At 69.0% G+C, this 25,603-nt stretch carries 20 protein-coding genes and 1 riboswitch; of the genes, 14 read left to right on the forward strand and 6 right to left on the reverse strand.

Going from position 1 to position 25,603, the window contains the following annotated elements:
* Positions 1-54 precede the first annotated feature (54 nt).
* The 6 genes from ACIA8G_RS08665 to ACIA8G_RS08690 all read left to right on the forward strand — a co-directional run bounded on the left by ACIA8G_RS08665 (position 55) and on the right by ACIA8G_RS08690 (position 5,837).
* The gene (locus tag ACIA8G_RS08665; RefSeq protein ID WP_396417731.1) at positions 55-609 is read left to right on the forward strand and encodes a DUF1453 domain-containing protein; all 555 of its coding nucleotides are present in this window, start codon (positions 55-57) and stop codon (positions 607-609) included.
* Positions 606-1,667 carry a sensor histidine kinase gene (locus tag ACIA8G_RS08670; RefSeq protein ID WP_396417732.1) on the forward strand — a complete coding sequence of 354 codons (1,062 nt, stop codon included), beginning with the start codon at positions 606-608 and terminating at the stop codon, positions 1,665-1,667. The genes ACIA8G_RS08665 and ACIA8G_RS08670 overlap by 4 nt, the downstream gene beginning before the upstream one ends.
* Positions 1,664-2,290 carry a response regulator gene (locus tag ACIA8G_RS08675; RefSeq protein WP_396417733.1) on the forward strand — a complete coding sequence of 209 codons (627 nt, stop codon included), beginning with the start codon at positions 1,664-1,666 and terminating at the stop codon, positions 2,288-2,290. The genes ACIA8G_RS08670 and ACIA8G_RS08675 overlap by 4 nt, the downstream gene beginning before the upstream one ends.
* 100 nt (positions 2,291-2,390) lie before the next feature.
* Positions 2,391-3,158 (forward strand): hypothetical protein, encoded by a 768-nt coding sequence (locus tag ACIA8G_RS08680; protein WP_396417734.1) that lies wholly within the window; start codon positions 2,391-2,393, stop codon positions 3,156-3,158.
* An 83-nt stretch (positions 3,159-3,241) separates the two neighbouring features.
* Positions 3,242-4,594, forward strand: coding sequence for a gamma-glutamyltransferase (locus tag ACIA8G_RS08685; protein ID WP_396417735.1), 1,353 nt, complete (start codon positions 3,242-3,244; stop codon positions 4,592-4,594).
* A gap of 64 nt (positions 4,595-4,658) precedes the next feature.
* A complete protein-coding gene (locus ACIA8G_RS08690; RefSeq protein WP_396417736.1) occupies positions 4,659-5,837 on the forward strand; it encodes an MFS transporter in 1,179 nt (392 codons plus the stop codon).
* Here the strand turns inward: ACIA8G_RS08690 and ACIA8G_RS08695 are convergent.
* Positions 5,815-6,927: a hypothetical protein gene (locus ACIA8G_RS08695; RefSeq protein ID WP_396417737.1), complete on the reverse strand. Its 1,113-nt coding sequence runs from the start codon at positions 6,925-6,927 to the stop codon at positions 5,815-5,817. The genes ACIA8G_RS08690 and ACIA8G_RS08695 overlap by 23 nt on opposite strands.
* Before the next feature lie 378 nt (positions 6,928-7,305).
* Here ACIA8G_RS08695 and ACIA8G_RS08700 point away from each other — a divergent pair, with 378 nt between their 5' ends.
* Both ACIA8G_RS08700 and ACIA8G_RS08705 read left to right on the forward strand, forming a co-directional pair.
* Positions 7,306-8,226, forward strand: a complete 921-nt coding sequence (locus ACIA8G_RS08700) for a hypothetical protein (protein ID WP_396417738.1) — start codon at positions 7,306-7,308, stop codon at positions 8,224-8,226.
* On the forward strand, positions 8,223-8,753 hold the full coding sequence (locus tag ACIA8G_RS08705; protein ID WP_396417739.1) for a histidine phosphatase family protein: 531 nt from the start codon (positions 8,223-8,225) through the stop codon (positions 8,751-8,753). Before ACIA8G_RS08700 ends, ACIA8G_RS08705 begins: the two co-directional genes overlap by 4 nt.
* A 16-nt stretch (positions 8,754-8,769) precedes the next feature.
* On the opposite strand, the gene ACIA8G_RS08710 is transcribed toward ACIA8G_RS08705, so the two are convergent.
* Positions 8,770-9,924: a metallophosphoesterase gene (locus ACIA8G_RS08710; RefSeq protein WP_396417740.1), complete on the reverse strand. Its 1,155-nt coding sequence runs from the start codon at positions 9,922-9,924 to the stop codon at positions 8,770-8,772.
* Between the two features lie 185 nt (positions 9,925-10,109).
* Here ACIA8G_RS08710 and ACIA8G_RS08715 point away from each other — a divergent pair, with 185 nt between their 5' ends.
* Together ACIA8G_RS08715 and ACIA8G_RS08720 are read left to right on the forward strand one after the other, a co-directional pair.
* The gene (locus ACIA8G_RS08715) at positions 10,110-10,499 is read left to right on the forward strand and encodes a hypothetical protein (protein ID WP_396417741.1); all 390 of its coding nucleotides are present in this window, start codon (positions 10,110-10,112) and stop codon (positions 10,497-10,499) included.
* A gap of 110 nt (positions 10,500-10,609) precedes the next feature.
* Positions 10,610-13,621, forward strand: coding sequence for a DPP IV N-terminal domain-containing protein (locus ACIA8G_RS08720; RefSeq protein WP_396417742.1), 3,012 nt, complete (start codon positions 10,610-10,612; stop codon positions 13,619-13,621).
* Here ACIA8G_RS08720 and ACIA8G_RS08725 read toward each other — a convergent pair.
* Positions 13,618-14,568, reverse strand: a complete 951-nt coding sequence (locus ACIA8G_RS08725; RefSeq protein ID WP_396417743.1) for an EamA family transporter — start codon at positions 14,566-14,568, stop codon at positions 13,618-13,620. The genes ACIA8G_RS08720 and ACIA8G_RS08725 overlap by 4 nt on opposite strands.
* 84 nt (positions 14,569-14,652) lie before the next feature.
* Here ACIA8G_RS08725 and ACIA8G_RS08730 point away from each other — a divergent pair, with 84 nt between their 5' ends.
* Complete coding sequence (locus tag ACIA8G_RS08730) at positions 14,653-15,210, forward strand: CGNR zinc finger domain-containing protein (RefSeq protein ID WP_396417744.1); 558 nt, start codon at positions 14,653-14,655, stop codon at positions 15,208-15,210.
* Positions 15,211-15,247: 37 nt separating this feature from the next.
* A complete protein-coding gene (locus ACIA8G_RS08735) occupies positions 15,248-16,189 on the forward strand; it encodes a phosphotransferase (RefSeq protein ID WP_396417745.1) in 942 nt (313 codons plus the stop codon).
* Here ACIA8G_RS08735 and ACIA8G_RS08740 read toward each other — a convergent pair.
* The 3 genes from ACIA8G_RS08740 to metH all read right to left on the reverse strand — a co-directional run bounded on the left by ACIA8G_RS08740 (position 16,180) and on the right by metH (position 22,831).
* Complete coding sequence (locus ACIA8G_RS08740; RefSeq protein ID WP_396417746.1) at positions 16,180-18,102, reverse strand: putative bifunctional diguanylate cyclase/phosphodiesterase; 1,923 nt, start codon at positions 18,100-18,102, stop codon at positions 16,180-16,182. The two genes, ACIA8G_RS08735 and ACIA8G_RS08740, sit on opposite strands and share 10 nt — an antisense overlap.
* A complete protein-coding gene (locus ACIA8G_RS08745) occupies positions 18,099-19,133 on the reverse strand; it encodes a sugar ABC transporter substrate-binding protein (protein ID WP_396417747.1) in 1,035 nt (344 codons plus the stop codon). Before ACIA8G_RS08745 ends, ACIA8G_RS08740 begins: the two co-directional genes overlap by 4 nt.
* A gap of 125 nt (positions 19,134-19,258) precedes the next feature.
* Positions 19,259-22,831, reverse strand: a complete 3,573-nt coding sequence (metH, locus tag ACIA8G_RS08750; RefSeq protein ID WP_396417748.1) for a methionine synthase — start codon at positions 22,829-22,831, stop codon at positions 19,259-19,261.
* A 13-nt stretch (positions 22,832-22,844) separates the two neighbouring features.
* A riboswitch (S-adenosyl-L-homocysteine riboswitch) is annotated at positions 22,845-22,925 on the reverse strand.
* A gap of 64 nt (positions 22,926-22,989) precedes the next feature.
* Between metH and ACIA8G_RS08755 the strand changes: the two genes are divergently transcribed.
* A complete protein-coding gene (locus tag ACIA8G_RS08755) occupies positions 22,990-23,820 on the forward strand; it encodes a patatin-like phospholipase family protein (RefSeq protein WP_396417749.1) in 831 nt (276 codons plus the stop codon).
* A gap of 123 nt (positions 23,821-23,943) precedes the next feature.
* On the forward strand, positions 23,944-25,587 hold the full coding sequence (locus ACIA8G_RS08760) for a glycosyl hydrolase family 8 (protein WP_396417750.1): 1,644 nt from the start codon (positions 23,944-23,946) through the stop codon (positions 25,585-25,587).
* Positions 25,588-25,603 lie beyond the last annotated feature (16 nt).

The raw sequence follows: 25,603 nt of genomic DNA on the forward strand, positions 1-25,603 counted from the left end.
AGTTACGTTCCTGACCCGACGCGCCGGCCCGGCTGGATTCCTAGCGTTGCAGCCATGACGGGAACTGTTGAGGTGGTGCTGATCGCCGCGGCGATCATCTACGTGCTGGCGCGCCGGTTGATGGGGGAGCCCGCGGAGGGCAAGCGGCTGCTGATCCTCCCCGCGGTGCTCGGCGTGATCGGGCTGACGCAGGTGTCGGTGACGTCGGCGAGCGCGATCGTGTTCCTCGTGGCCAGCGCCGCGCTCAGCGTGGTGTTCGGTCTGCTGCGCGGACTGACGATCCGCACCTACGAGCAGAACGGCATCGTGATGCTGCGCTACACGGCCATGACGATCGTGCTGTGGGTCGCCAGCATCGCCGCGCGGCTGGCCGCGGGGTTCGTGATGAACCAGATCGACCCGAGTGCGGCGCACGCGGGCAACGGGTTGATGCTCGTGGTGGGCGCGGGCCTGCTCGCCGAGGGACTGGTCGTGCTGAGCAAGGCCGTGCGGGTGCGTGGCCAGGTCGTGTGGTCGAAGGGCCGCCGGGGCGCGCCGCACCGCACGTCGCCGTTCCTGGATTCCTGGCAGCAGAAGTTGCACGGAACCCGGCATGATTCATCTCGATGAGGTTCGCCGACGCGTTGTTCCGGCCGCTGGTCACACTGGTGATCACCGCGATCACGGTGATCCAGCTGGTCGACCGCCCGCCACGCCTGCCTGAGCTGACCTGGACGCTGACCGCCGTGGCCATCGCCGCGGCGGTCGCGTCCGCGTTCGGGCTGGACCGGCTGCCCGAACGGGGGAAGGTCGTGGTGGCCACGGCGTTCGTGGTGGCCGGCGCGCCGCTGTTCGCGCTGACACCGTCCACCGCCGCCGTGGCGTTCATCTTCCTCGCGACCAGCACGGCAGGGCGTCAGCTCGGCTCGAGGCAGATCGCGATCTGGCTCGCGGTCGTGGCTTCGGCGCTCACGACGGTCTCGACGTGGGTGGCGGAGGCGGTCGGAGTGCCGGACATCCCGCCGTGGTGGCTGTGCCTCACCGCCGGGCTGCCGGTCTTCTTCGGCCTGATCCGCCGGGAACGCGCCGCGGCCCAGGTCGCCGCCGAGTACACGGCGGCACTGGAAGAACGCGGCCGGATCGCGCGCGAGATCCACGACGTGGTCGGCCACTCGTTGTCGGGTATCGCGGTGCAACTGGACATGGCCGACGCGCTGCACGCCGCGGGCAAGGAGCGCGAGGCCAACGAGGCCGTGCGTCGTGCACGCGCGTTGGCGGTGTCGGGGTTGAAGGAGACGCGGCGCGCGGTGCACGCGTTGCGGGAGGACACCGTGCCGTTGCCGGAGTCGATCTCCCGCCTGGCTGCCGGCCACGGCGCGTCGTTCCGCGTCTCCGGTGATGCCGGACCGGTGCGCGTCGAGATCTCGCAGGCCGTCATCCGTGCGGCACAGGAAGCCTTGAGCAACGCGCACAAGTACGCGCCTGGTGCTGACGTGACGCTGCTGCTGGAGTACGAGTCCTCGGCGGTGAGGCTGACCGTGACCGACAGCGGCCCCTCGAAGGAGCACGCCGAACCTGGTGGCATGGGCCTGGTCGGGATGCGGGAACGGGCCGCGTTGCTCGGTGGCACGCTGTACGCGGGCCCGGACGGTCCAGGGTGGACGGTCAGGATGGAGTTGCCGCTGTGATCAGGTTGTTGATCGTGGACGACCAGGCCGCCGTCCGCGACGGTCTCGCCGTGATGCTCGACCTCGACCCGGACATCACCGTCGTCGGCACCGCCGCCAATGGCCAGGAAGCCGTTGCCGCCGCGGCGGAACTGACTCCCGAGGTCGTGCTGATGGACCTCAACATGCCGGTCATGGGCGGAGCCGAGGCCACCGGCGTGCTGCGCGCCACGCACCCGGACCTGCCGGTCGTCGTGCTGACCACGTTCGACGACGACGAGTCGATCCTCGCGGCGTTGCGCGCGGGTGCCCGCGGCTACCTGACCAAGGACGCCGACCGGGCCACGATCATCCAGGCCGTGCGCGGTGCCCACGCCGGCAACGCGATCCTCGACCCGCAGGTGCAGTCACGGCTGCTGGACCTCGCCGGCCGCAGGCCCGTCGAGCAGCCCGGCGTCGACCTCACCGCCCGCGAACGCGAGGTGCTCGACCTCATCGGCCAGGGCCTGCGCAACGGCGAGATCGCCCGGCGGCTGTTCATCAGCGAGGCCACCGTGAAGACCCACATCAACAACCTGTTCGCGAAGGCGGACCTGCACTCGCGCGCCGACGCCGTGCGGCTGGCCCTCTCGCTGCGCGGGTGATCCGATGAATCTTGTCAACCAGAGGCAATTCTAGTCACTTTCGTTGACATCGCAGGTCGAGACCTCCTACCTTCGGTCGTGCCGCCAGGAAGGAAGGACGATGAGAATCGCACTGACGGCCGTCGCGTTGATGATCGTCACCGTGAGCCCCGCAGCCGCTGTCGCCCCAGCGTGGAGCCCAAACCCGACTACGGACGGTCTCAAGGCGTTCGAGGGCATCGAGGTCGACCGCGGCAACAAGTTCCCCAGCCGCAAGGGCAAGTACATCGTGGTCGAGGGCGACCACTACCGGTTCAACATCTGGAAGGACGACCGCGACACCACCGGCGGTGGTGACCGCCAGCGGACCGAGTCCAAGGGCATGGTCACCAACGGCAGCAGCATCAAGATGAAGAACGGCGAGACCTGGGTCATCTCGTACGAGATGTACATGCCGTCGTCGCTGCACGGCACGAGCAAGTTCACGCACATATTCCAGACCAAGACGCCCAAGACCAACGGCGGTCCGTGGACGACTTTGTCGCTGAGCCGCAGCGGTAGTACCGAAACGATCCGGGCGCGCGCGTTCAGCACGTCCGGGGCGCCGGACATCGCCGCCACGAACCTGGCCCCGCTGCGCGACAAGTGGGTCACCGTCGAGTGGACGATCACGCCGGGTTCCAGCGGCACGGTCGGCTTCGTGCTGCGCAACGGCACCGGCGCGAGCGCGCCGATCGCGGTGCAGGGCAAGCGTTCCGGTGTGCGGATCCCGGACGAGGGCGACTACGTGCGCCCGAAGTGGGGCATCTACCGGTCGGTCGAGAGCGCCTCGTCCGACATCCTGGACACCTACATCAACTTCCGGAACTACACGGCCACCAAGAAGTGAAGTAACGGGTCGGGTGGCTCGCTGATCGCGAACAGGTCTACCGTTGATGGCCTTCTTCCTTAGGGGAAACACGGAGGTCGACGGTGCGAGGCGCGATCGCGGCGGGCCACCCGCTCACCGCACAGGCGGGCGCGGCGATCCTGCGCGCCGGTGGGAACGCCGTGGACGCGGCCGTTGCGGCCATGTTGACGTCGTGCGTCACCGAGCCGCTGCTCACCGGTCTCGGCGCCGCCGGGTACATGCTCATCGCACCGGCCGGTGAAACCCCAGTGCTGCTGGACTTCTCGGCCGAGGCGCCCGGCCGCGACAGTGGCGGGGTGCGGGCGCCGCTCGACCCGATCATCGTCCACTTCGGTGACGCGGAGCAGGAATTCCACGTCGGACCGTCGTCCGTCGCCGCGTTCGGCATGCCCGCCGGTGCCGCGAAGGCCGCCACCTACGGCACGGCGCCGCTGCACGAACTCGTGGCGATCGCGGCGAAACACGCCCGTGAAGGCCACCGCGTCAACCGGTACCAGGCCTACGTCACGTCACTGCTGCTGCCGGTCGCGCACAGCGCGGGCCTCAACGCCTTCGAGGAAGGCGAACTCCTCGTCCAGCCCGAGCTCGCCGAGGCGCTCGACAGCCTCGGCCGGGACGGCGCGGCGCCGTTCTACACCGGTGACATCGCGGCTGCGATCGCGGACACGATCAGCTCCGGCGGCGGCGATCTCACCCGCGCGGATCTCGCGGCGTACGAGGTGATCGCCAGGGAACCGCTGCACGTGCGGCACCGCGGCCGCGACATCCACACGAACCCGCCACCCGCCGCGGGCGGCGCGCTGCTCACGCAGATGCTGGAGGCGTTGCCGGACAACCCGTCGCAGCAGGACCTCATCCGCGCGCTGGCCACCCCGAAGGCGCACCTGAACCGGCTCGGCTCCACCACGCACATCTCCGTGCTCGACGCGAACGGCACGGCCTGCTCGGTGACGACGACGAACGGTGCGGGCTCCGGCATCTCGATCGCGGGCGTGCACCTCAACAACATGATGGGGGAGGAGGACCTGTCGCCCGACGGGTTCTTCAGCCACGCGCCCGGCGACCGGCTGCCGTCGATGATGGCGCCGACCGTGGTCACCAACCGCAGGGGTGCCGAGCTCGTGCTCGGCAGCGCGGGTTCCAGCCGGATCTGCGGGGCGATCCTGCAGGTGCTCGTGAACGTCATCGACCGCGGCATGCCCGCGCAGGACGCCGTCGACGCGCCCCGAATGCACCTCAGCGGAGATCATCTCAACGTGGAACCGGGAATTAGGCCGGAAAGCGAACTCCCGGTGACCTTATTTCGTGCGCCGAACATGTTCTTCGGCGGTTGTCAGGTGGTCGAAATGACCGGATCCGGCCTGCTCAGGGGTGGTGGAGATCACCGAAGGGACGGCGCCGTCATCATCGTGTGAGACGTTGCCCGCATAATGGGAAATCAGGTTTCCTGATTGACCAGTCAACACGCACGATGTGGTGGTGACGGCACTACGCGAGAGATCCTCCTCGCCGCTCCTTTCCCGGACTTTCCTCCAACTCTCCGTCATCAGCGTCGTCTCCGGCGTGTCGATGGCGTTCGCGATGCCGTTCGGTTCGCTGTTCCTGACCTCCGAGGTCAAGGTCACGCCGTTGCAGCTCGGCGTGTTCCTGATCGCGAGCCCGGCCGCGTCGGTGGTCGCCAGCACGATCATGGGCAAGCTGTCGGACGGCCGGGTGCAGCGCCGGTACCTGCTCGTCGCGGGCGGTGTCGCCGGTGCGATCGGCTACGGCCTGTTCGCCGTGCTGCGGGACTACTGGTTCCTCCTCGGCACGTCCGTGATCTTCGTGGCGATCACGTCGTCGCTGCTCCCGCAGCTCTTCGCGTACGGCCGCCAGGTCACCCAGGGCCCGTCGATGGTCGTCAGCGTGCTGCGCACGCTGCTCTCCGTGGCGTGGGTGGCCGGCCCGCCGGTGGCCGCGCTGCTCGTCGCGAAGACCGGTTGGGTGGGTCTGTTCGCCTCCACCGCCGTGCTCCAGCTCGGTGTCGCGGTGCTCGCACTCACGCTGCCCGTCCCCACCGCGCCACCTGAAGAAGAGGTCGTCGAAGAAGAGGCCGCGTCATCGCGCGGTGGGATGTATGTCGTCTCGGTCGCGTTCACGTTCCTGCAGGGTGCCGTCGCGCTCGCGGTGAGCGGTCTGCCGTTGTTCGTCGTGACCGAGCTCAAGGGCACGGCGGGGGACGCTGGGCTCGCGATGGGCCTGTGTGCGGCCCTGGAGATCCCGATGATGCTGTGGTTCGGGTCGCTGGCGAACCGGATGTCGCAGCACAAGCTCGTGCTGATCGGTGCCGCGCTCTCGTTGAGCTACCACGGCGTGATGCTGCTGACCGACTCCATCTGGCAGGTGATGGCCGCGCAGCTGCTGCACGCCACGGTCATCTCGCTGATCATGGGCGTCGGCATCACCTACTTCCAGAGCCTCGACCCCGACCGCCCCGGCCACGCCACCACGATGTTCAGCAACACCCAGATCGTCGGCGGCATGATCGCCGGCGCGCTGCTCGGCGTCTCCCAGGGGGTCGGCTTCCGCTGGGTCTACGGGTTCAGCCTCACGATGTGCGTGCTGGGGCTTGCCTTGCTGCTCGTCGCGGGCAGGTTCACTGGATCGTCGAGGCGGTGACCTTCGGTTTGCCGCCCGCGCCGAGGTAGAAGATCCCCTTGATGGTCTCGAAGCCGAGGCTGGGGTTGCGGCGCAGCGTGGAGCCCTCCACCGACATGCTGCCCGAGTTGTCGTTGCTGACGAAGAACACCGCGCCGCCGCCCTCGTTGGCCTGGTTGTCCTCGATCAGCGAACCCGCGATCCGCAGCGTGAACGTGTTGCCGTCGTTGTAGATCGCGCCACCGCTGCCGCCACCCGGCGTGCCCGCGCGCGCCGGGTTCGCGCCCCGGCCGATGGCCTTGTTGCCCTTCATCAGGCTGTTGAGCACCACCCACGACGTGCCGATGCTGCTCAACGCACCGCCGTTGGAGCACACACCGCCCTCGAACGTGCTGCTGGTGACGTAGACCGGCACGTTGTCGGCCCAGTCGGTCACGCGGATCGCCGCGCCACCGAGGTCGGGGCCGGTGGCGTCGCACTTGTTGTTCGCGAAGCGGGAGTTCACGACCTTGAGCTGACCGCCGCGCACCATGATCGCGCCGCCGCCCCCGCCGTCGGACGCGTCGCCGATCGAGCTGCCGTCGGCGAGGGTGATGTTCTGGACCACCAGCCTCGGCCCGTTCTGGTCGAGCACCCGGCGCTGTCCCTGACCGCTCAACGTGATCCGGCCGCCGCCGTCGAGAACGGTCTTCGCACGGACCTTCGCGGTCGCGGCCATCGGGATGGTGTGCGCGTTCGGGCCGCAGTTGAACGTGATGATTCCGCCGGCGGCGACCGCGTCGACCACGGCCTGCGACGTGCAGCTCGCGGGTGCGCCGGTGCCGATCACACGGGTGGGCTTGGTGGTGTCCTCGGCGGCGGCCTCTGGTGGCACGGCGGCGGTGCCGTTCGGGTTGCCGAACTTCGCGACCGGCGGTGGCGGCGGCGGGGGAGCGGCCGAGGTCGGGGGCGCTGCACTGCTGCTCGACGGTGTCGGCGTCACGACGGTCACGGTCTGGGACGACGACGTCTGGGGTAACGCGGGGCCTGCGACGGGAGAACCGGGGATCGCCGTGCCGCAGCCCGCCACGAGGGCGGCAAGCAGCACGACGGCCTGTCTGGCGGAAGGCATGGCGGGCACCCTAAGCGCCCCAAGGGAAGTTGGCTACCGCCGGCGCGGAGTTGATCGACGCCCCGTCCCGCAACCGGTTCCGGCGCCGCCAAACGCCGTGAGATCAAGGCGTTCTGCAGGTGTTTCCTGACCGTGACCAGAAACCGGGACAAGATCCGGGTTTTCCGGCCTGGAGCGGTCGGTGTGCGCAGGTGCGGGTCGGTACTTAGCCTGACTCACGAGTCAGGAATGGGCAGGTGCCTGGCCTGCTGGTTGTGACGGAACGTAGACGAAACGGCGCAATGGTCGACACAGCGTGCGGTGAATTGAGTTCAAACGACACGTTCGTGAAAGTGCTACACGTCCGGGTTACCCCCTGTTCCTGGCACACTGCGCTCCGTGCCGACCCAGTTCCCCGACGACTCGACCGAGCGCCACCTCGCGCCGACCTCTGCTCCGGACCCCGCGTTGATGGAGGCCGCCCGAGCCAGGGGCCGCGAACGCTGGGTGACGGCGGGAGTTCTGCCCGAGCCGCAGGAGCAGCCGCCCGGCCGTCGGATCAAGCCCCGCATCGCCGCGATCGCCGCCCTGGCCGCGCTTCTTGTCCTCGCAGGAGCCGCGGTCGTGATGTTCGGCGGTTCGAGCGACAGCAAGACGGAGGACATCGCGCAGCCCTCGCACAGCTATGTGCCCGGCGTGATCACTCCGCCGGAGGCGCTGCCGGAGGAGTCGGGCGCGACGAAGAGCATGAACCCGACTTTGGCGTCGTCCGCGCTGGGCCTCATCCCGCCGACGACCCAGCCCGTGGCACAGCCACCGGCCAACACCGGGGCTCCCGGCGGCGGCAAGTCACTCACGTCGGGTCCCGGTTGCGGCAGCTACACCAGCGTCGGCTCGTACCGCGACGGCGACAAGGGCTGGGTCGATCACGGCGACGGCAAGTGCGGCTCGACGTTCGTCTCGATCCCGATGTCCGGTGACTCGCGCCGCGACGACACCTCCGCCTACGGCATGTACAAGTTCGCCGCTGCCGGCACGTGCGACGTGTCGGTGCACGTCCCGAACGGCGGCCTGAAGGAGGTCGGGGGTAACCCGACCGTGTACTTCGTCTTCGACCGCGACGGTGTCGGCGGCACCCCGATGGCCTCGTTCGCGATCAAGCAGGTCGACAAGCGCGGTCAGTGGGTCAGCGTGGGCAAGTTCAAGTCCAGCGGAAACCTCACCGTGCAGGTCGCCAGCCGAGGTCAGGACTGGGACGGCAACGGACCGACGTACGCCCATCACGCCGCGAGTGCCATCAAGGCAGACTGCACGGCGTGACGAGAGATCTCCATCTGGTCCGGCACGGCGAGGCGACGAAGGACGAGACCCGGCTGACCGCACGCGGTCGAAAGCAGGCCGAGGCGCTCGCGGAACGGTTGCGCGGCACAGGTTTCGCCGCCGTGCACCACGGTCCGCTGGCGCGTGCGGCCGAGACGGCGTCGATCCTCGCGGACGTGCTGAAAGTGCCCTGCCGCGCCGAGGCCGCCGCTGACGACTTCGTGCCGCACTTCGTCCCCGACCACGACGAGTTCTTCGACCAGTTCCCCGAGTCGGAACGCACCCGCGGCCCGGCTCTGGCGCACGAGGCCGAGACCCGGTTCGCCCGGCCCGGCGACGGTCCGGTGCTGGTGGTGACGCACGCGTTCCTGATCAGCTGGCTGGTGCGGGACGCGCTGGACGCCCCGCCTGAGCGATGGCTGTCGCTGAACCACGACAATGCCGCGCTGACTGTTATCCGGTACGCGACGGGTAGGCCGCCGGCGTTGGTGCGGTTCAACGACGGCGGGCATCTCAGCGGGATTTGAGCCTCAGCTCGGCATCTCAGCCGGATTTGAGCGTCAAGAGCGTGATCTCGCTGGGCGCGAACACCCGCATCGGCGGACCCCAGAACCCGGCACCCCGGCTGGTGTAGAGCTGCGTGCGGTCGCTGTGCCTGCTCAGACCGGCGACCACCGGCTGCTGCAACCGCACGAGGTAGTGGAACGGCCAGATCTGGCCGCCGTGCGTGTGCCCGGACAGCTGCAGGTCCACGCCGGCCTGGACGGCCTTCTTGATCTCCGACGGCTGGTGCGCGAGCAGCACGACCGGCGCGTTCTCGTCGGCACCGCGCAACGCCAGGGCGAGGTCGGCGGCGTGGCCGGGCTCGCCGGAGTGGTCGGCGGTGATGTCGTCGATGCCCGCGAACACCAGGCGGGCGCCGCCGCGTTCCAGCGTCACGTGCTCGTTGTGCAGCGCCTTCCAGCCCAGCCGGGTCATCAGGTCGATCCAGCCCTGCGCGTTCGAGTAGTACTCGTGGTTGCCGGTGATGTAGAACCGGTGGCCCGTGTTCACGTCGCCGAGCGGGGTGGCCTGCTCGAGGCGCTGGTCGGCGGTGCCGTCCGCGATGTCACCGACGTGCACGGCGACGTCGGCGTTGAGTCCGTTGACCGCGTCGACCATGTTCTTCGACCACTTGGCCCGGTTGATCGCGCCGTAGTGGGTGTCGGTGATGACCGCGACGGTCAGGCCGTCGAACGCCGGGTCGAGGCGTGGGATGGCGACGTCCTGGCGCTTGATCCGCGGCACCCGCATGGCCTCGTACACGCCGTAGACCGTGATCGTGACGATGAGAACGGCCAGCATCACCGCGATCAGCCGCGAGCGGAACGGGTTCTCCACGCCGCCCAGCGCGAGGCCCAGCCGCACGAGATCGGTGATCAGCGTCCAGACGAACGCGATCCACACGAACCCGAGCAGGAACTGGGAGATCCGCGCGGCGCGGTCGCTCGTGCGCTGGGTGAACAGCGCGATCATCGTGATGGCGGCGCCGGCGAACACGATCGCGGCGATCGGGCGGACCGGGTCCGGCCACTGGGCGCTCGCGGCGAACAGGCCCTCGAACGGCACCCAGAACAGCAGCGTGGTGACCGTCAGGAGGACGAGCGTGAAGACCACCCGCCGTACCGTGATGCGGGGGCGGGCCGCGGTCGTCGTCATCGTGCATCCTCCAGAAGTTGCTATGTCCTTGGTTCAACGCACGGACGTGTCAGTTTGTTCGCCGAACTGGCCGTAGACGTCCGTCACATGCGCTTTACCGAGGCAACCAGCGGCTTGATCGCGAGTCCTGATATCAAGACCGCCACCGCCAGAACCGCCTGGCCCGACGACATAGAGTGGACTACATGATCTTCTACACCGACGAGGAGAGCCGGACGCTGCGCACCGCCGTGTACGGCGCGATGCTGCTGGTTTCCCACGCCGACCCCGGCCCCGTGCTGGAGGAGCGCTTTGCTGGTCTGCGTGCCCTCACGCACCTGTCGCCGGACCTGCGCACCGTGCTGGGCGGCGCCCGCCCCTCCGTGCCCGCCGGCACGGACGAGGAGATCGAGCCCGTCATCCTCGAGGCCCTGCGCCGCTCGATCAAGGTCCTGTCCGCCCGCTCGCCCGAGGATGCCGCGTCGTTCCCGCGCGCGGTGCTGGCGATCTGCCGCGAGGTCGCGGAGGCCGACGGCGTGGTGGTGGACGCCGAGGACGCGATGGTCGCCCGCATCGAGGGTGCTCTCGTCCTCTAGCAGGACCGGCGGTCCACTGAGTGGACGCTGGGCCGAATGGCCGATAGCGCAAGGCTTTCCAGGTGGCAGGGTGGGATCCAAGGGGATCACCACTGGGGGAGTGCCACACCATGGATCTGTCGCGCCGTGAACTGCTGACCCGCACGGGCCAGGCAGCCGCTGTCGCCACCGCCGCGTCCACGCTCACGATCGGTACGGCGCAGGCCGCTGCCGATGCCGGAGTCCGGTTGACGCAGGGCACGAACATCTCGTTATCTCGTTCCGCTGACGGGAAATGGCTCGCGATCGACCTCGTGACGGCGATCTGGGTGTTGCCGTCGGCCGGTGGCACCGCGCGGAAGCTGACCGATGAGCTGCAGGACGCCACGCTGCCGTCGTTCGGGCCGGGCAACGAGATCGCGTTCCAGTCCTATCGCGACGGCAACTACCACCTGTACGTCATGGGCCTCGACGGCGGCGGTCTGAAGCAGCTCACCAGCGGGAAGTACGACCACCGCGAGCCCGCGTTCTCGCCGGACGGCACGAAGATCGCGTTCGTCAGCGACCGGGCCGGCAGCTACGGCGTGCACCTGCTGGACGTGCGGACGGGTGCGGTCACGCAGCTCACCGGGGTGCCGGACGAGGCGGCGGCGCCGCAGTGGTCCAAGGACGGCAAGCGGATCATCTTCGTCGTCGGCAACAACGCGGTCGACGTGGTCTCCCTGGACGGCAAGCGCGAGCGGCTGATCACGGCGCCCGCGGGGATGCAGCTGTTCGGCGCCGCGTTCGGGCCCGGCGACCAGCCCAGCTACACGCAGATGAAGCCGGGGCAGGCCGACCTGATGCTCGGCACGACGGCGATCACGGCCAAGGAGGACGTGTTCGGGTTCGCGCCGATCTGGGACGGTGACAGTGTTCTCTACACCGCGGACGGCAGGATCCGATCGCGCACCGGCGGATCCACAAAGGACATTCCGTTCGAGGTGACCGTCCCGGTGCGCACCACGAGGCGCCCGCACCGCACGAAGAACCTCACCGGCGGCCCGGTCAAGGGCATCGCCAGCCCGGTCGTGTCACCGGACGGCACGCAGATCGCGTTCCGCGCGCTCAACGCGCTTTACCTGCTGAGCAACGGTAAATCGACGAAGCTGACCGACGGCAAGTACTTCGACTCCGACCCGGACTTCTCGCCCGACGGCACGAAGCTGATCTACGCCAGCGACCGCACCGGCGTCGCGCAGTTACGGGTCCGCGACCTGCGCACAGGCGATGAGCAGGTGTTCGCGCCCGCGCCGCACGCCCAGATCACGCCACGCTTCTCGCCCGACGGGACCAAGGTCGCCTACCTCGACCACGACGGCCAGGTGTGGATCGCGGACCAGCAGGGCCGCCGCCAGGTCACCCCGACGCTGTTCCAGCCGGGCCGTCCGACGTGGTCCGCGGACGGGAACACGGTCGCGCTCGCCGCCGTGAAGCCGTTCTCGCGCCGGTTCCGCGAAGGGACAAGCCAGCTCCTGTTCATCGACCTCGTGGGCGGCACGCTGACCTACACCGAGCCGATGCCGTTCCGCTCCATCGCGACGCGCGGCGACGACGGCCCGGTGTGGTCCCCGGACGGCAAGCACATCGCGTTCGTCGTGGAGAGCGTCGCGTGGGTCGTGGCCGTCGACGCCAAGGGAACCTTCCAGGGCGAACCGCGCCAGGTCACCCGCGAGGTCACCGACTCGCTGGCGTGGCACGGCAACAACGCGCTGGTCCACCTCAACAACGGCCGGCTGCGGAAGTCCACACTGGACGGCAAAGTCACGACCATCCGCCACAACCTCTCCTGGCGCAAGCCGAAGGCCCCCGACCGCAAGGTGATCCACGTCGGCGCCTACTGGGACGGCGAGTCCGAGCAGCTGCGTCCGGACGTCGACATCGTGGTGGAGAACGGCAGCATCAAGGAGATCCGGCCCCACCGGGGTCGCGCGGACGTCGACGCGAGCACGCTGACCGCCATCCCCGGCCTGATCGACGCCCACAACCACTGGCACCTGCGCGGCCGCCAGTGGGGTGCGCGGCAGGGCCTGGCGTGGCTGGCGTACGGGATCACGACGGTCCGTTCGCCCGGCGACCCGGTCTACCAGATGATCGAGACCCGTGAGGCGCTGGCGGCAGGAGCCCTGACGGGACCACGCTTCTACGCCACCGGCGAGGCCGTCGACGGCTCCCGCGTCTACTACAACTTCATGCGCCCCACGCTGTCGCGGGCCCAGCTGGACCTGGAACTCCGCCGCGCGCACGAGCTCGGCTACGACATGATCAAGACCTACGTGCGCCTCCCCGTCGAGCTGCAACGCGTTGCGGTACAACGGTCCCGCGTGCCGCTGTCCTCGCACTACCTGTACCCGGCCGCCAACATCGGCATGGACGGCATGGAACACGTCGGCGCCACCAACCGCCTCGGCTACTCCCACACCATCACCCGGCAGGGCCGCGCCTACCAGGACGTGGTGGCGCTCTTCACCAGTTCCGGCATGTCGATGACGCCCACGCTCTTCCAGTCCCGCGCCCTGTACGCCAAGGACAAGTCGCTCGTCACCGACGAACGCACCCGCGTGCTCTACCCGCCGTGGGAGTACGACCGCTACGTGACCGACGCCAACAACCAAGGCACCCCGGCCGGCACGTCGTCACCGGATCTCCTGCGCGGCTGGGTCGAGTTCGCCCTGAAGGTCCACCGCGGCGGCGGGTTCGTCATCTGCGGCACCGACGCCCCGCTGGACAGCCCGGCCACGGCCACGCACATGAACCTGCGCGCCCTGGTCGAGTACGGCTTCACCCCGCGGGAAGCCCTGATCACCGCGACCCGCAACCCGGCCAGGTGGCTGGGCCTGCCGCTCGGCGCGATCAAGCCGGGAGCGCCGGCCGACATCGCGTTCGTCGAGGGCAACCCACTCGCGGACATCAAGGCCGCCGCGAACGTCAAGCTGGTCATGGTCGGCGGGCAGACCCACGAGATCCCGGATCTTCTTGAGCCGTACCGCAACCAGCAGACCGTCGCCACGTTCGCCGCGGAGTTGCCGGCGCTGCGGTCCGCGGAGAACAAGCACTGGTGGCACGAACCGGAGTGGGCCGAGCGCGTCTGCTGCGACCACTAATGGCGTGACGCGATGATCCCGGGCACGACGGCCGGTTCCACTACCGGCCGTTCTGCCCGGACCGAGGCGATGCCGCCGAGGATCAGCACCCCGCCGGCCAACTGCAGCGGCGTGAGCTCCTCGCCCAGCAGGAGCCAGGCGAACAGGGAGGCGGAGACGACCTCCAGGAGCGCGACGAACGACGCGAGCCGCGACCCGAGGATCCCAGAGGCCGTGATCCCGGACGCGTAGGCCAGCGCCGTGCCGACGACCGCCACGACGAGCAGCGGCACCCACCAGGCGGTCGTGGTGCCCAGCAGGGGCACGTCGCCGAACGTGGCCGTGAACGGCAGCAGGCCCGTCGCCCCGACGATTCCGAGGACGGGCGCGGCCAGCAGGAGTCCTGTCCCGGCGAGCGCGACCGGGGGCAGGCCGTTGTTGGGGCGTGCGGCGATCACGAAGTACACGGCGCACCCGATGGCCGCGCCGAACGCGGCCGCCAGGCCGATCGGGTCCACGGCCTGGATCGCGCCGGGGCCGATCACGAGCACCAGGCCACCGACCGCGAGCACCGATCCGACCAGGACGACGGGCGCGGGCGTGCGTCTGCTGACCGCCCAGGTGAACCCGACCAGGAGCAGCGGCGCGAGGAACTCGATGAGCAGCGCGGTCGCCACCGGGATGCGCTGGATGGCGGCGAAGTAGAGGACCTGGGTGATCGCCACGCCGACGACGCCCATGCCGACCACCGGCCACCGCGCCTGCAACAGCGAGTCCCACCGGCCGCGCAGTGAGACCAGGACGAACGGCAGCAGCACGAGCCCGGCGGTGAGCGCGCGGGCCGTGACGGCGGCGGCGGGGGACCAGCCGGCCTCCAGCAGCGGCTTGACGAACGCTCCGGACGTGCCGAACGAGATGAACGAGACCGCCGCCGCGATCAGGCCGGTGGACGTCGGCGCGACCTTCATGGCTTGCCTCCCCGTTCCTGCTGCTGTCATGGTCTAACGTGGCTTATGCCCCTGACGCTAGGCCGGTCTCGGTAAGGAGTCAACTTGCGTTTTGCCCCTGACACAGAGGAGTCGCTCGTCTTCGTCGTGGTCCTGTGCAACACCGACCCCTCGGCGTCGCGCAGCGGCACCGACGAACTGGCCACGGTCGACCAGCTCGGGGCTCTGCTGGGTCGCTATGCCTTCACGGGGCGCGTCGACCACAACGAGGCGGAACTGCGCGATGTCCAGCGCACGCGTGCGCTGCTCAGGCACGTGTGGACCCTCGGCCGTGACGACGCGGTCGAGGTCGTCAACAAGATGCTCCGCGACGCCAAGGCGCTGCCGTACCTCGTCCGGCACGACTCGCTCGACTGGCACATGCACGCGACCGAGCCCGGCTCCCCGCTCGCCGAACGGCTCCGGGTGGAGGCCGCGCTCGCCCTCATCGACGTGATCCGGATGAACGAGATGGACCGCCTGCGGATCTGCGCGGCCGACGACTGCGAGGGCCTGCTGCTGGACCTGTCGCGCAACGCCCTCAAGCGGTTCTGCAGCGTGCGGTGCGGCAACCGGATGAACATGATCGCCTTCCGCGAGCGGCAGGCGGACGGCGGTAAATGATCTGCGTCGCCGGCAGGGGTTGTGACACGATCGTGCCATGACAGACTTCGCGACCCCCGAAGCCATCGCCGGCCGCACCGCCGCCGCCAGAGACGCTGCGGTGGCAGCAGGTCGCGACCTCGGACTCGAGATCACCGAAGGCAAGGTGCTCTACGAGCTGTTCTCGGTGGTGGTGCATCTGGCGCCTTCACCGGTCGTCGCCCGCATCCCCACCGTCCTGCCGCACACGACGACCCTGCAAGACCTGGCCCGCCGCCAGCAACAGGAACTCGACGTGGCCCAGTGGCTCGCCGACCAGGGCACCCCGGTGATCGCACCGAGCGATCTCGTGCCGCGCAGGCCACACCAGAAGGACGGCTTCTCGATCACGTTCTGGCCGTTCACCGAAGAGGACAAGAGCGCGGAACCGGACTACGTCAAGAACTCCGAGCTCACGGCCGACCTCCACGCCGCGCTCAAGCCGTACCCCGGCGAGCTGGACTTCCTGTCGTCAGCGGAACCCGAGTTCGTGCGCCAGGCCCTCACCAGGCTCGAACAGCACCCGGACATCGTCGCCCCCGAAGACCTCGCCAGGGCCAGGGAAGAGTGGCAGGTGCTGGAGCCGCTCGTCCGCGACCGCGACGCCTTCGAGAAGGCCTTCCCCGGCGTGGAACTGCAGCCCATCCACGGCGACTCGCCGCCCGCGAACATCTTCGCCGGTACCGAGGGCCCGCTGTTCTCCGACTTCGAGATGATCACGTTCGGCCCGGTCGAGTGGGACCTGGCCGCGCTCGGCCCCGATCTCGAAGCCGCCTACAACCGCGGCGCGGCGAAGAACGGCCTGCGGGAACTCGACCCGGACGTGCTCCGGTTCGTCAACGCCGTCGGTGCGATCAGGGTGATCGCTTACCTCGCGTGCGCGGACCAGTTGCCCGCCATGGTCGAGTTCATGAAGCCGTTCATCGACCAGTGGCGGGCCAACGAGCCCTATCAGGCGTGAGCGACGGCGCGATCTCCTAGCCAGGCAACGACTTCCTCGGCGGGCAACGGCTCGCTGAGGAAGTACCCCTGCACCACGTCGCAGCCGGCCTCGGCCAGCGCGGTCCAGGTGTCCTGGTCCTCCACGCCCTCCGCGACGGCCTGCAGGCCGAAGTTGCGGGCCAGGGCCACCAGCGCGTGCACGATCGCGCTGTCACCGGCGTCAGTGCACATGTGCGTGACGAACGACCGGTCCAGCTTCATCTCGTGCACCCGCATGCTGCGCAGGTAGGAGATCGACGAGTAGCCGGTGCCGAAGTCGTCGATGGACAGTCGCACGCCGAGCTCGGTCAAGCCACGCAACACGTCCACCGCGCGGTCCGGGTCCGAGATGATCGCCGACTCGGTGATCTCCAGCGTCAGCAGGCGTGCCGGCAGGCCGTGGCGCTTGATCAGGTCGGCCACGTCGCCGGGGAACTCGGTGTGGTGCAGGCAGGCCGCGCCCACGTTCACCGAGACCGGGACCTCCCAGCCGGCGTCCTGCCACGTGCGGCACTGCCGCAACGCCGCGTCGATCACGTAGCGGGTCAACGGCTCGATGAGCCCGTTCTCCTCGGCGATCGGGATGAACTCGTCGGGCCGCACGAGCCCGCGCGTCGGGTGCTGCCAGCGGGCCAGCGCCTCGACACCGCACACCGCGCCCGTGTCGGCCAGCGCTTTGGGCTGGTAGTGCAGGAAGAGCTCGCCGCGGTCGATCGCGTGCCGCAGCTCCGTTACCGCGGTCAGGTGCGCGGCGCCGCGTTCGTGCAGGCGTGCGTCGTAGACGGCCACACCGGACTTCTCCCGCTTGGCCGCGTACATCGCGATGTCCGCGTGCCGCAACAGCTCGTGGCCGTCACCGGAGTCGGACGGGCACAGCGCGACGCCGATGCTGCCCGCGATCTCCAGTTCCAGACCCTCCAGCGTGACCGGCATCGCCAGCGCCTCGAGGATCTTGTCCGCGACCATGCTGGCGTTCTCCGCCGAGCCGACACCGGGCAGCAGCACCGCGAACTCGTCGCCGCCCAGTCGTGCCACCAGATCCGTGTCCCGCACCGCCCAGGACAGGCGATTCGCCACCTGGCGCAGCAGCAGGTCGCCGGAGTGGTGCCCGAGGGAGTCGTTGACCTCCTTGAACCGGTCGAGGTCCACGATCAGCAACGCCAGCGGCTCGTCCTTCTTGCGCGCCTTGGTGACGGCCACTTCCATCCGGCGCGCGAGCAGCGTCCGGTTCGCCAGACCCGTCAACGCGTCGTGGTGCGCCTCGTGCTCGTTCTTCGCGGCCTGGCGCAGGATCTTGCGGCGGTGGCCGAGCAGCACCATGCCGAACAGTCCCACCAGGAACGCGTCCACCGTGAACGCCACGATCTGCGCGGCCCGCAGGCTCGCGTTCTTCTCGTCGGCCGCGCGCAGGTACTCGGTGGCGTCGAGTCGCTTGGCGCCGATCGTCGAGGTGATCTGGCGGCGCAACGACGAGTGCGCGAACCCGGCCTGGTCGGCCTGCAGCGGGTCCTCGGCGGCGATCACCTTGCGCAGCATGTCCGTGGACTGGTCGTACAGCGGCAGGTACTTGGCCGCTGCCACCTTGTCCGACGCCGTGCCGCTGGTGCGCAACCACTCCAGCTCACCGCGTGCCGAGCCCACCGAGTTCTGCATCGGCTCGATGGTCCGCTCGGTCCGCGCCCGCTGGATGTCGCGCAACGCGTTGTCGGCGACGTTGATGTGCTCCAGCACGCGGCTCCACCGCTCGCTGGTCTCGTTCAGCTCGCGGACCTGTGCGGTCGTGGTCTGCGCGCTGACGCTGCTCCACAGCGCCAGTCCCGCCAGGGCCAGCAGCCCGACCGTCAGCCCTGCCGTCGCCAACCGTGCGGTGGCGCGGCTTTCCCAAAGCTTCACCGTGCCTGCTCCAACGGTCGCACCCAGCTCGGCGGATCCGCGACGAAGCTGTCGATCTGCGGCTGGAAGAACTCCTTGCGCGCCTTCTCGGACTCCTGCCGGTGCAGGATCGAGTCGAGGTTCTCCGTGGTGACCGTCAGGCCCGGTGTCTCGACCCAGCCCTTGGGCAACGGTGCAACTCCGGTCGCGTGGCGTGCGAGCAGCCAGCCCGCGACGGCGCCCTTGAGGTAGTGCTCCGGCGAGATCGTCGCCACCATCGCGCCGTCCCGCACCGCCTGCAACGTTCTCGGGTCGACCCCGAAACCGCCCACCAGCCACCTCGCCGACTTCTCGGTCCTGATCGCTGCGAGGTTGACCCCGTCGCAGTCGCCCGTTCCAACGAACGCCAGTGCGTTCGGGTTCGCTGCCACGAGCCGACGCCACGCGTCGAGGTTCGCCTCGTCGTCGCGCTGTGTGTCGAACGGCCCCAGCACCGCCACTCCCGGTAGCTTTTCGGCGAATCGCCCTCGAATCCCGTCGGCCCGGTCGTCGAACCCGGGGAGTCCCGGCGAGGTGTTTCCGATAACCACTGTTCCGGTCGCGTTCGGGGGCATTCGGCGCATCAACTCGTCAGCCAGCTTTTCGCCGAGTTCGTAGTTGTCGTTACCGATGTACAGTTTCACGCCGGAACTCGCGGTGAGCCGCATGTCGACGCCGACGACGGCCACGTGCTGACTCAGCGCTTCGCCGATGGACGGCGCCATCAGCGCCGGCTCGCTCGTGGCGACGGCGATTCCGCCTTTCGCGGCGAGCGTCAAATCCCGGAACAACTCGACTTCCTTGTGCCCGTCCTGCCCCGGCGGCCCGGTGACCGTGGCGCTGACGCCGCCGATGCGGCCGACGCCCTCGTGGAACCCGCTGGTCATCTCCTGTGCGAACGAACCGCCGGTGCGCTTGACGACGAAACCGACGTGCGGCAGCGCATCCGACTTGGCAGCGCCGCCGCAGCTCGATAACAGCAACAGACCCAGCACCAGCGCCGCAGCTCGCATAGATGACCTCGGGCTCGCTCGACCTACGGGTGATTGATCTCCAGAGCGGCCGATGCTACATCGCTTGGTGCCAAATCGGGATGACGCTCCCCATAACCGGGAAGCGCTTTCATGTTCTGGGCGGATCAGGCAGGTTCGTAACCGAGGTTGGGACGCAACCACTGCTCCACGGTGGCCACCGGCATTCCGCGCCGGACCGCGTAGTCCTCCACCTGGTCACGGCCGAGCCTGCCGACGGTGAAGTACTTCGATTCCGGGTGCTGGAAGATCAGGCCGCTCACGCTCGCGGCCGGGTTCATGGCGAACGACTCGGTGAGGCCGATGCCGAGTTCCTCGGCGCCGAGCAGGTCGAACAGCTCGCGCTTCACGGTGTGGTCAGGGCAGGCGGGGTAGCCCAGCGCGGGCCGGATGCCGCGGAACCGTTCCGCGTGCAGGTCCTGCAGCACCGGCTCGGCGTCCGGCTCGAACCAGTCGCGGCGGGCCCGCAGGTGGATCCACTCGGCGAACGCCTCGGCGAGCCGGTCGGCCAGCGCCTTCACCATGATGGCGCGGTAGTCGTCGTGCTTGGCCTCGTACTTCGCGGCCAGCTTCTCGGCACCCAGGATCGTCACCGCGAAGCCGCCGATGTGGTCGCCTTCCGGTGCCACGTAGTCCGACAGGCACCGGTTCGGGCGCGACAGCGGCTTCTGGGTCTGCTGGCGCAGCATCGGGATCCGCACCCCGTTGTCCAGCAGGATGTCGTCACCATCGGAATGCGCGGGCCAGTATCCGTACACACCGATCGGCTGGAAGAGTTCGCCGGCGATGATTTCGTCGAGCAACGTGGTCGCGTCGTCGTAGAGTTCGCGCGCCACCGGCTGGTCGAGGATCGCCGGGAACTTGCCTTTGAGCTCCCAGGCGAGGAACAGGAACGTCCAGTCGATGAACTCGCGCAGTTCGCTCAGAGATGGCGTCATCGTGCGGGTACCGGTGAACGCGGGCGTCGGCAATTCGGAGAAATCGACCTGCTCGCGATTCGCCTGCGCGGCCTCGAGCTTGAGCAGCGGCACCTTCTTGCGGTTCTCGTGCTGTTCGCGCAACCGCGCCTGCTCGATCCGGTTCGCCACGTTCAGCTCGTGCCCGCGCCGGTCGTCGAGCAGGTCGGACACCACGCCGACGACCCGGGACGCGTCGAGCACGTGCACGACCGGCTCGTCGTAGACCGGGGCGATCTTCACGGCGGTGTGCTGCTTCGACGTGGTGGCGCCACCGATCAGCAGCGGCAGCTTCATGCCACGCCGCTGCATCTCCTCGCCGACCGCGACCATCTCGTCCAGCGACGGCGTGATCAGCCCGGACAGGCCGATCACGTCCGCGTGCTCGCGGATCGCCGTGTCGAGGATCTTCGCCGCCGGGACCATCACGCCGAGGTCGATCACCTCGTAGTTGTTGCAGCCCAGGACGACGCCGACGATGTTCTTGCCGATGTCGTGCACGTCGCCCTTCACCGTGGCGAGCACGACCTTGCCGTTGCCGCCGGCCTGCGACTTCGGCTCCGCGTCCATGAACGGCTCCAGGTAGGCGACCGCGCGCTTCATCACGCGGGCGCTCTTCACCACCTGCGGCAGGAACATCTTGCCCGCGCCGAACAGGTCGCCGACGATCTTCATGCCGTCCATCAGCGGACCTTCGATCACGTCCAGCGGACGCGGCAGAGCCTGGCGGGCCTCCTCGGTGTCGTCCTCGATGAAGTCGACGACGCCGTGCAGGATCGCGTGCTCGAGCCGCTTGCCGACCGGGGCCTCGCGCCACGACAGGTCGACGACGCGCTTCTTGCCGGGGCCCTTGACGGTGTCGGCGTGCGCGACGAGGCGGTCCGTCGCGTCCTCGCGGCGGTCGAAGATGACGTCCTCGACCAGTTCGAGCAGGTCGGCGGGGATGTCCTGGTAGACGACGAGCTGGCCGGCGTTGACGATGCCCATGTCCAGGCCCGCGCGCACGGCGTGCAGCAGGAACGCCGAGTGCATGGCCTCGCGGACCACGTCGTTGCCGCGGAAGGAGAACGACAGGTTCGAGATGCCACCGCTGGTGCGCACGCCAGGACATCGCTGCTTGATCCGCGGCAGGGCGTCGATGAACGCCTTGGCGTAGCCGTTGTGCTCCTCGATGCCGGTCGCGACGGCCAGCACGTTCGGGTCGAAGATGATGTCCTCGGCCGGGAAGCCGACCTGCTGCGTGAGCAGGTCGTAGGCGCGGCCGCAGATCTCCACCTTGCGGTCGGCCGTGTCGGCCTGGCCCTGCTCGTCGAACGCCATCACGACGACACCGGCGCCGTAGTCGCGGATCGTGCGCGCCTGCTGGAGGAACGGGCCCTCGCCCTCCTTGAGGCTGATCGAGTTGACCACGCCCTTGCCCTGCACACAGCGCAGACCGGCCTGTAGCACGCCCCAGCGGGAGCTGTCGATCATCACCGGGATGCGGGCGATCTCCGGCTCGGTCGCGATCAGGTTGAGGAACGTCGTCATCGCCTGCTCGCCGTCGAGCAGATCGGCGTCCATGTTGACGTCCAGCAGGTTCGCGCCACCACGGACCTGGTCCAGCGCCACCGCGAGCGCGGCCTGGTGGTCGTCGGCCTCGATCAGCCTGCGGAACTTCGCCGAGCCCGTCACGTTGGTGCGCTCGCCGATCATCACGAAGCCGGTGTCCGCGCCGATCTCGAACGACTCGAGGCCGCTGTACCTGGTGGTGTTGCGGGGTTGGGGGACCACACGCGGCGTCTCGGTCCTGACGGCTTCCGCGATGGCCTTGATGTGCGCGGGGGAGGTGCCGCAGCAGCCGCCGACGACGTTGACGATGCCCTTGCCGGCGAAGTCCTTCAGCAGGGCCGCGGTCTCGTCCGGGGTCTCGTCGTAGCCGCCGAACGCGTTGGGCAGGCCGGCGTTCGGGTGGCACGCGACGTAGGTGTCGGCGAGCCGCGCGAGGTCGGTGACGTGCGGGCGCATCTCCTCGGCGCCCAGCGAGCAGTTCACGCCGACGACCAGCGGCTTCGCGTGCGCCACCGAGTCCCAGAACGCCTCGACGGTCTGGCCCGACAGCGTGCGGCCGGACAGGTCGACGATCGTCACCGAGATCCACAACGGCAGGTCGGGGGCGACCTCGCGGGCGGCCGTGATGGCGGCCTTGGCGTTGAGCGTGTCGAAGATCGTCTCGATCAGCAGCAGGTCGACGCCACCCTCGTGCAGCGCCGCGATCTGCTCCGCGTAGGAGGCCTTGACCTGCTCGAACGTGACGGCGCGGAACGCCGGGTCCTCGACCTTCGGCGACAGGCTGAGCGTGACGTTGAGCGGTCCGACCGAACCGGCGACGAACTTGTTCGGGTGCTCGTCCGCGGCCTGCCGGGCGATCCGGGCGCCGGCGATGTTCATCTCGCGCACGCGGTCCTGGAGGCCGTAGTCGGCCTGGCCGATGGAGGTGGCGGTGAACGTGTTGGTGGTCGTGATGTCCGCGCCCGCCGCGAGGTACTGCCGGTGCACGTCGAGCACCAGGTCCGGGCGCGTCAGGTTGAGCAGGTCCGGGTCGCCGACGACGTCCATGTGGTGGTCGCCGAACTCGGTGCCGTGGTAGTCGGAGGGGGAGAGCTTGGCCTCCTGGAACATGGTGCCCCAGGCGCCGTCGAGCACGGCGATCCGCTGGTTCAGCAGTGAGTTGAGGCCACCCATGCGCGCTCCCGAAAAGTCGGAAGCGCCCTTGTTTCGGTGGTACGAGGCCGAGCGTGGCGAGCGTTGTGAGCCCGTTGCAGCGCTTCTCGGCTTCGCCGTCGAGGTTACCAAGGTCGACCATGGAGCAGGAAGCCGTCCCACTCTCTAGGATGGCCGCTGTGACAGGACAACGAGCGTTGGTGCTGGGCGGCGGCGGAGTCACCGGAATCGCTTGGGAGGCAGGGATCCTGCACGGACTCGCGGACGCGGGCGTCGACCTGGCGCAGGCGGATCTGTTCGTGGGGACGTCCGCCGGGTCCGTGGTGGCCACGCAGTTGGCGGGCGGTGTGGCGACGGCCGAGATGTACGCGAGCCAGCTCGTGCCGCCGGACGGGGAGATCCCGGCCCGCCTGACCGGGATGATGATCGCCAGGTACGCGCTGAGCTACGTGATGCCAGGGACTCCCGCGCAGAAGCGGGCACGTTTGGGGCGTGCCGCGGTGCGTGCCCGCACGCCGTCCGAGGCCTCGCGGCGCGAGGTGTTTCGCAGTCGTCTGTCCATTCAGGACTGGCCGGAGTCTGCGCTGAAGGTGACCGCGGTGGACACCGCGGACGGGAAGTTCGTGGCGTTCGACCGGGACAGCGGTGTGCCGCTGGTGGACGCGGTGGCCGCGAGCTGCGCGGTACCGCTGGTGTGGCCGCCGGTCACGATCAACGGCCGCCGCTTCATGGACGGCGGCATGCGGTCGGTCGCCAACGCGGACCTCGCCGCCGGGTACTCGCGCGTGGTGGTCGTGGCGCCGTTGACGCGTTCGGTGAGTCCGGTGGCGACTCCTGGCGCGCAGGTCGCGCGGCTGGGGGTGCCGTCGATCGTGGTGAGCCCGGACAGTTCGGCGCTGGCCGCGATCGGGTCGAACCTGCTGGATCCGGCGCGGCGCAAGCCCGCGGCAGAGGCGGGGTACGCGCAGGCGGCGACCGTCTTGGAGGCCGTGCGCGAGGTCTGGTGCTAGACCTGTAACCGTTTTCGCGCTCGATGACTGGTTCGTACCTCTTGTCCCACGGCGGTTCGCCGCTTAGTGTCGCCAACCACTCGCGCTATAGACAGGTTTGTTAACTAATTCCTGGAGGCGTTCGTGGGCAGGAGATCGGCGGTCGGCGCGTTGGGGCTCGTACTGGGCCTGTTAGTGGTGGGGACGACCAGCGCTTCGGCGGCGGATCCGCTGGTGTCCCAAGGCAAGGCGGTCACGGCGTCCTCCGTCGAGGGTGCCGGGTTCGAGGCGGCGAAGGCCGTGGACGGCAGCGCGTCTTCGCGGTGGGCGTCGGCGGAAGGACACGATCCGGAGTGGATCCAGGTCGACCTCGGCTCGACCCACACGATCAGCCGGGTGCGGCTGAACTGGGAGACCGCGTACGGCAGGGCCTACCAGGTGCAGACCTCTCCGGACGGCTCCGCGTGGTCCGACGTGTACTCGACCGGTGCCGGTGACGGCGGTGTCGACGACCTGACCGTGTCCGGCTCGGGTCGTTACGTGCGGGTCCTCGGTACGGCGCGCGGTACGGCGTGGGGCTATTCGTTGTGGGAGTTCGAGGTCTACGGCGTCGGCAGTGGTACCCCGCCGGTGCCCGGCGTCGGTTATCCGTTCGGCAGCAGGCAGCAGTCGTACGCGGCGGGCATGCTGCGGCCGTCCGGCAGCACGTCCACTGTGGACGCCGCGGTGGTGGACTACTACCAGCGCTGGAAGTCCGCGTTCGTGCGGCAGAACTGCGGCAACGGCTGGTACCAGGTGATCTCGCCGGACGCCGACCACCCGTACGTCGCCGAGGCGCAGGGGTACGGCATGGTCGTGGCCGCCACGATGGCGGGCGCGGACCCGGACGCCAGGAAGATCTTCGACGGCCTGGTGAAGTGGAAGATCGACCACCCGTCGTCGATCAACCCGGACCTGCTCGCGGCCGAGCAGGACGTGAACTGCCGCAGCGTCAACGGCGGTGACGGCGCGACGGACGGCGACATGGACGTGGCGTACGGGCTGCTGCTCGCCGACCGGCAGTGGGGCAGCACCGGCACGCACAACTACAAGCAGCTCGCGGTCCGGCACATCAACGCGATCAAGGCCAGCGAGATCAACCCGTCGACGAACCTGCTCAAGCTGGGCGACTGGACCAGTTCCGGCGACCAGTACTACTACCTCTCGCGGTCGTCGGACTGGATGATCGACCACTTCCGGGCGTTCCGGAAGGCGACGGGCGACGCGGCGTGGGACACGATCCGCACCGCTCACCAGAACCTGATCACGTCGTTGCAGCAGAACTTCGCTCCCGGCACCGGGTTGCTGCCGGACTTCGTGGAGAACACGAACTCCTCGCCGCGGCCGCCGGCCGGTCAGGTGCTGGAGGACCCGAACGACGGCAAGTACTGGTGGAACGCGTGCCGGGTGCCGTGGCGGATCGGTGCGGATGCGGTGACCAGCGGTGACTCCAGGTCCCTTGACGCGGCTCGCAAGCTCAACACGTGGGTGAAGGCCAAGGCGGGCAACAACCCGGGCAACATCGGTATGGGTTATCAGCTCAACGGGACGCAGATCTCGGCAGGCAGTGCGCCGGCGTTCTTCGCGCCGTTCGCGGTGGTGGCCGCGACCGATCCCGGTAGTCAGGCGTGGCTGGATTCCTTGTGGAACAAGATGATTCAGACGCCGATCGATGGGAGCAGCTACTTCTCGGCGAGCATCCAGCTCCAGGTGATGATCACGGTCTCCGGAAATCACTGGATTCCGTAGATCTTCGGAGTTCAAT

It is taken from the genome of Lentzea sp. NPDC051213 (assembly GCF_044455585.1).
Lineage (GTDB): Bacteria > Actinomycetota > Actinomycetes > Mycobacteriales > Pseudonocardiaceae > Lentzea.

Excerpts from the sequence above, each read along its gene's own strand:
- ACIA8G_RS08725 (WP_396417743.1), bottom strand. The coding sequence starts at position 14,568 with ATGAAGGTCGCGCCGACGTCCACCGGCCTGATCGCGGCGGCGGTCTCG.
- ACIA8G_RS08720 (WP_396417742.1), top strand. The coding sequence starts at position 10,610 with ATGGATCTGTCGCGCCGTGAACTGCTGACCCGCACGGGCCAGGCAGCC.
- metH (WP_396417748.1), bottom strand. The coding sequence starts at position 22,831 with ATGGGTGGCCTCAACTCACTGCTGAACCAGCGGATCGCCGTGCTCGAC.
- ACIA8G_RS08680 (WP_396417734.1), top strand. The coding sequence starts at position 2,391 with ATGAGAATCGCACTGACGGCCGTCGCGTTGATGATCGTCACCGTGAGC.
- ACIA8G_RS08745 (WP_396417747.1), bottom strand. The coding sequence starts at position 19,133 with ATGCGAGCTGCGGCGCTGGTGCTGGGTCTGTTGCTGTTATCGAGCTGC.
- ACIA8G_RS08670 (WP_396417732.1), top strand. The coding sequence starts at position 606 with ATGAGGTTCGCCGACGCGTTGTTCCGGCCGCTGGTCACACTGGTGATC.
- ACIA8G_RS08695 (WP_396417737.1), bottom strand. The coding sequence starts at position 6,927 with ATGCCTTCCGCCAGACAGGCCGTCGTGCTGCTTGCCGCCCTCGTGGCG.
- ACIA8G_RS08715 (WP_396417741.1), top strand. The coding sequence starts at position 10,110 with ATGATCTTCTACACCGACGAGGAGAGCCGGACGCTGCGCACCGCCGTG.
- ACIA8G_RS08735 (WP_396417745.1), top strand. The coding sequence starts at position 15,248 with ATGACAGACTTCGCGACCCCCGAAGCCATCGCCGGCCGCACCGCCGCC.
- ACIA8G_RS08665 (WP_396417731.1), top strand. The coding sequence starts at position 55 with ATGACGGGAACTGTTGAGGTGGTGCTGATCGCCGCGGCGATCATCTAC.
- ACIA8G_RS08710 (WP_396417740.1), bottom strand. The coding sequence starts at position 9,924 with ATGACGACGACCGCGGCCCGCCCCCGCATCACGGTACGGCGGGTGGTC.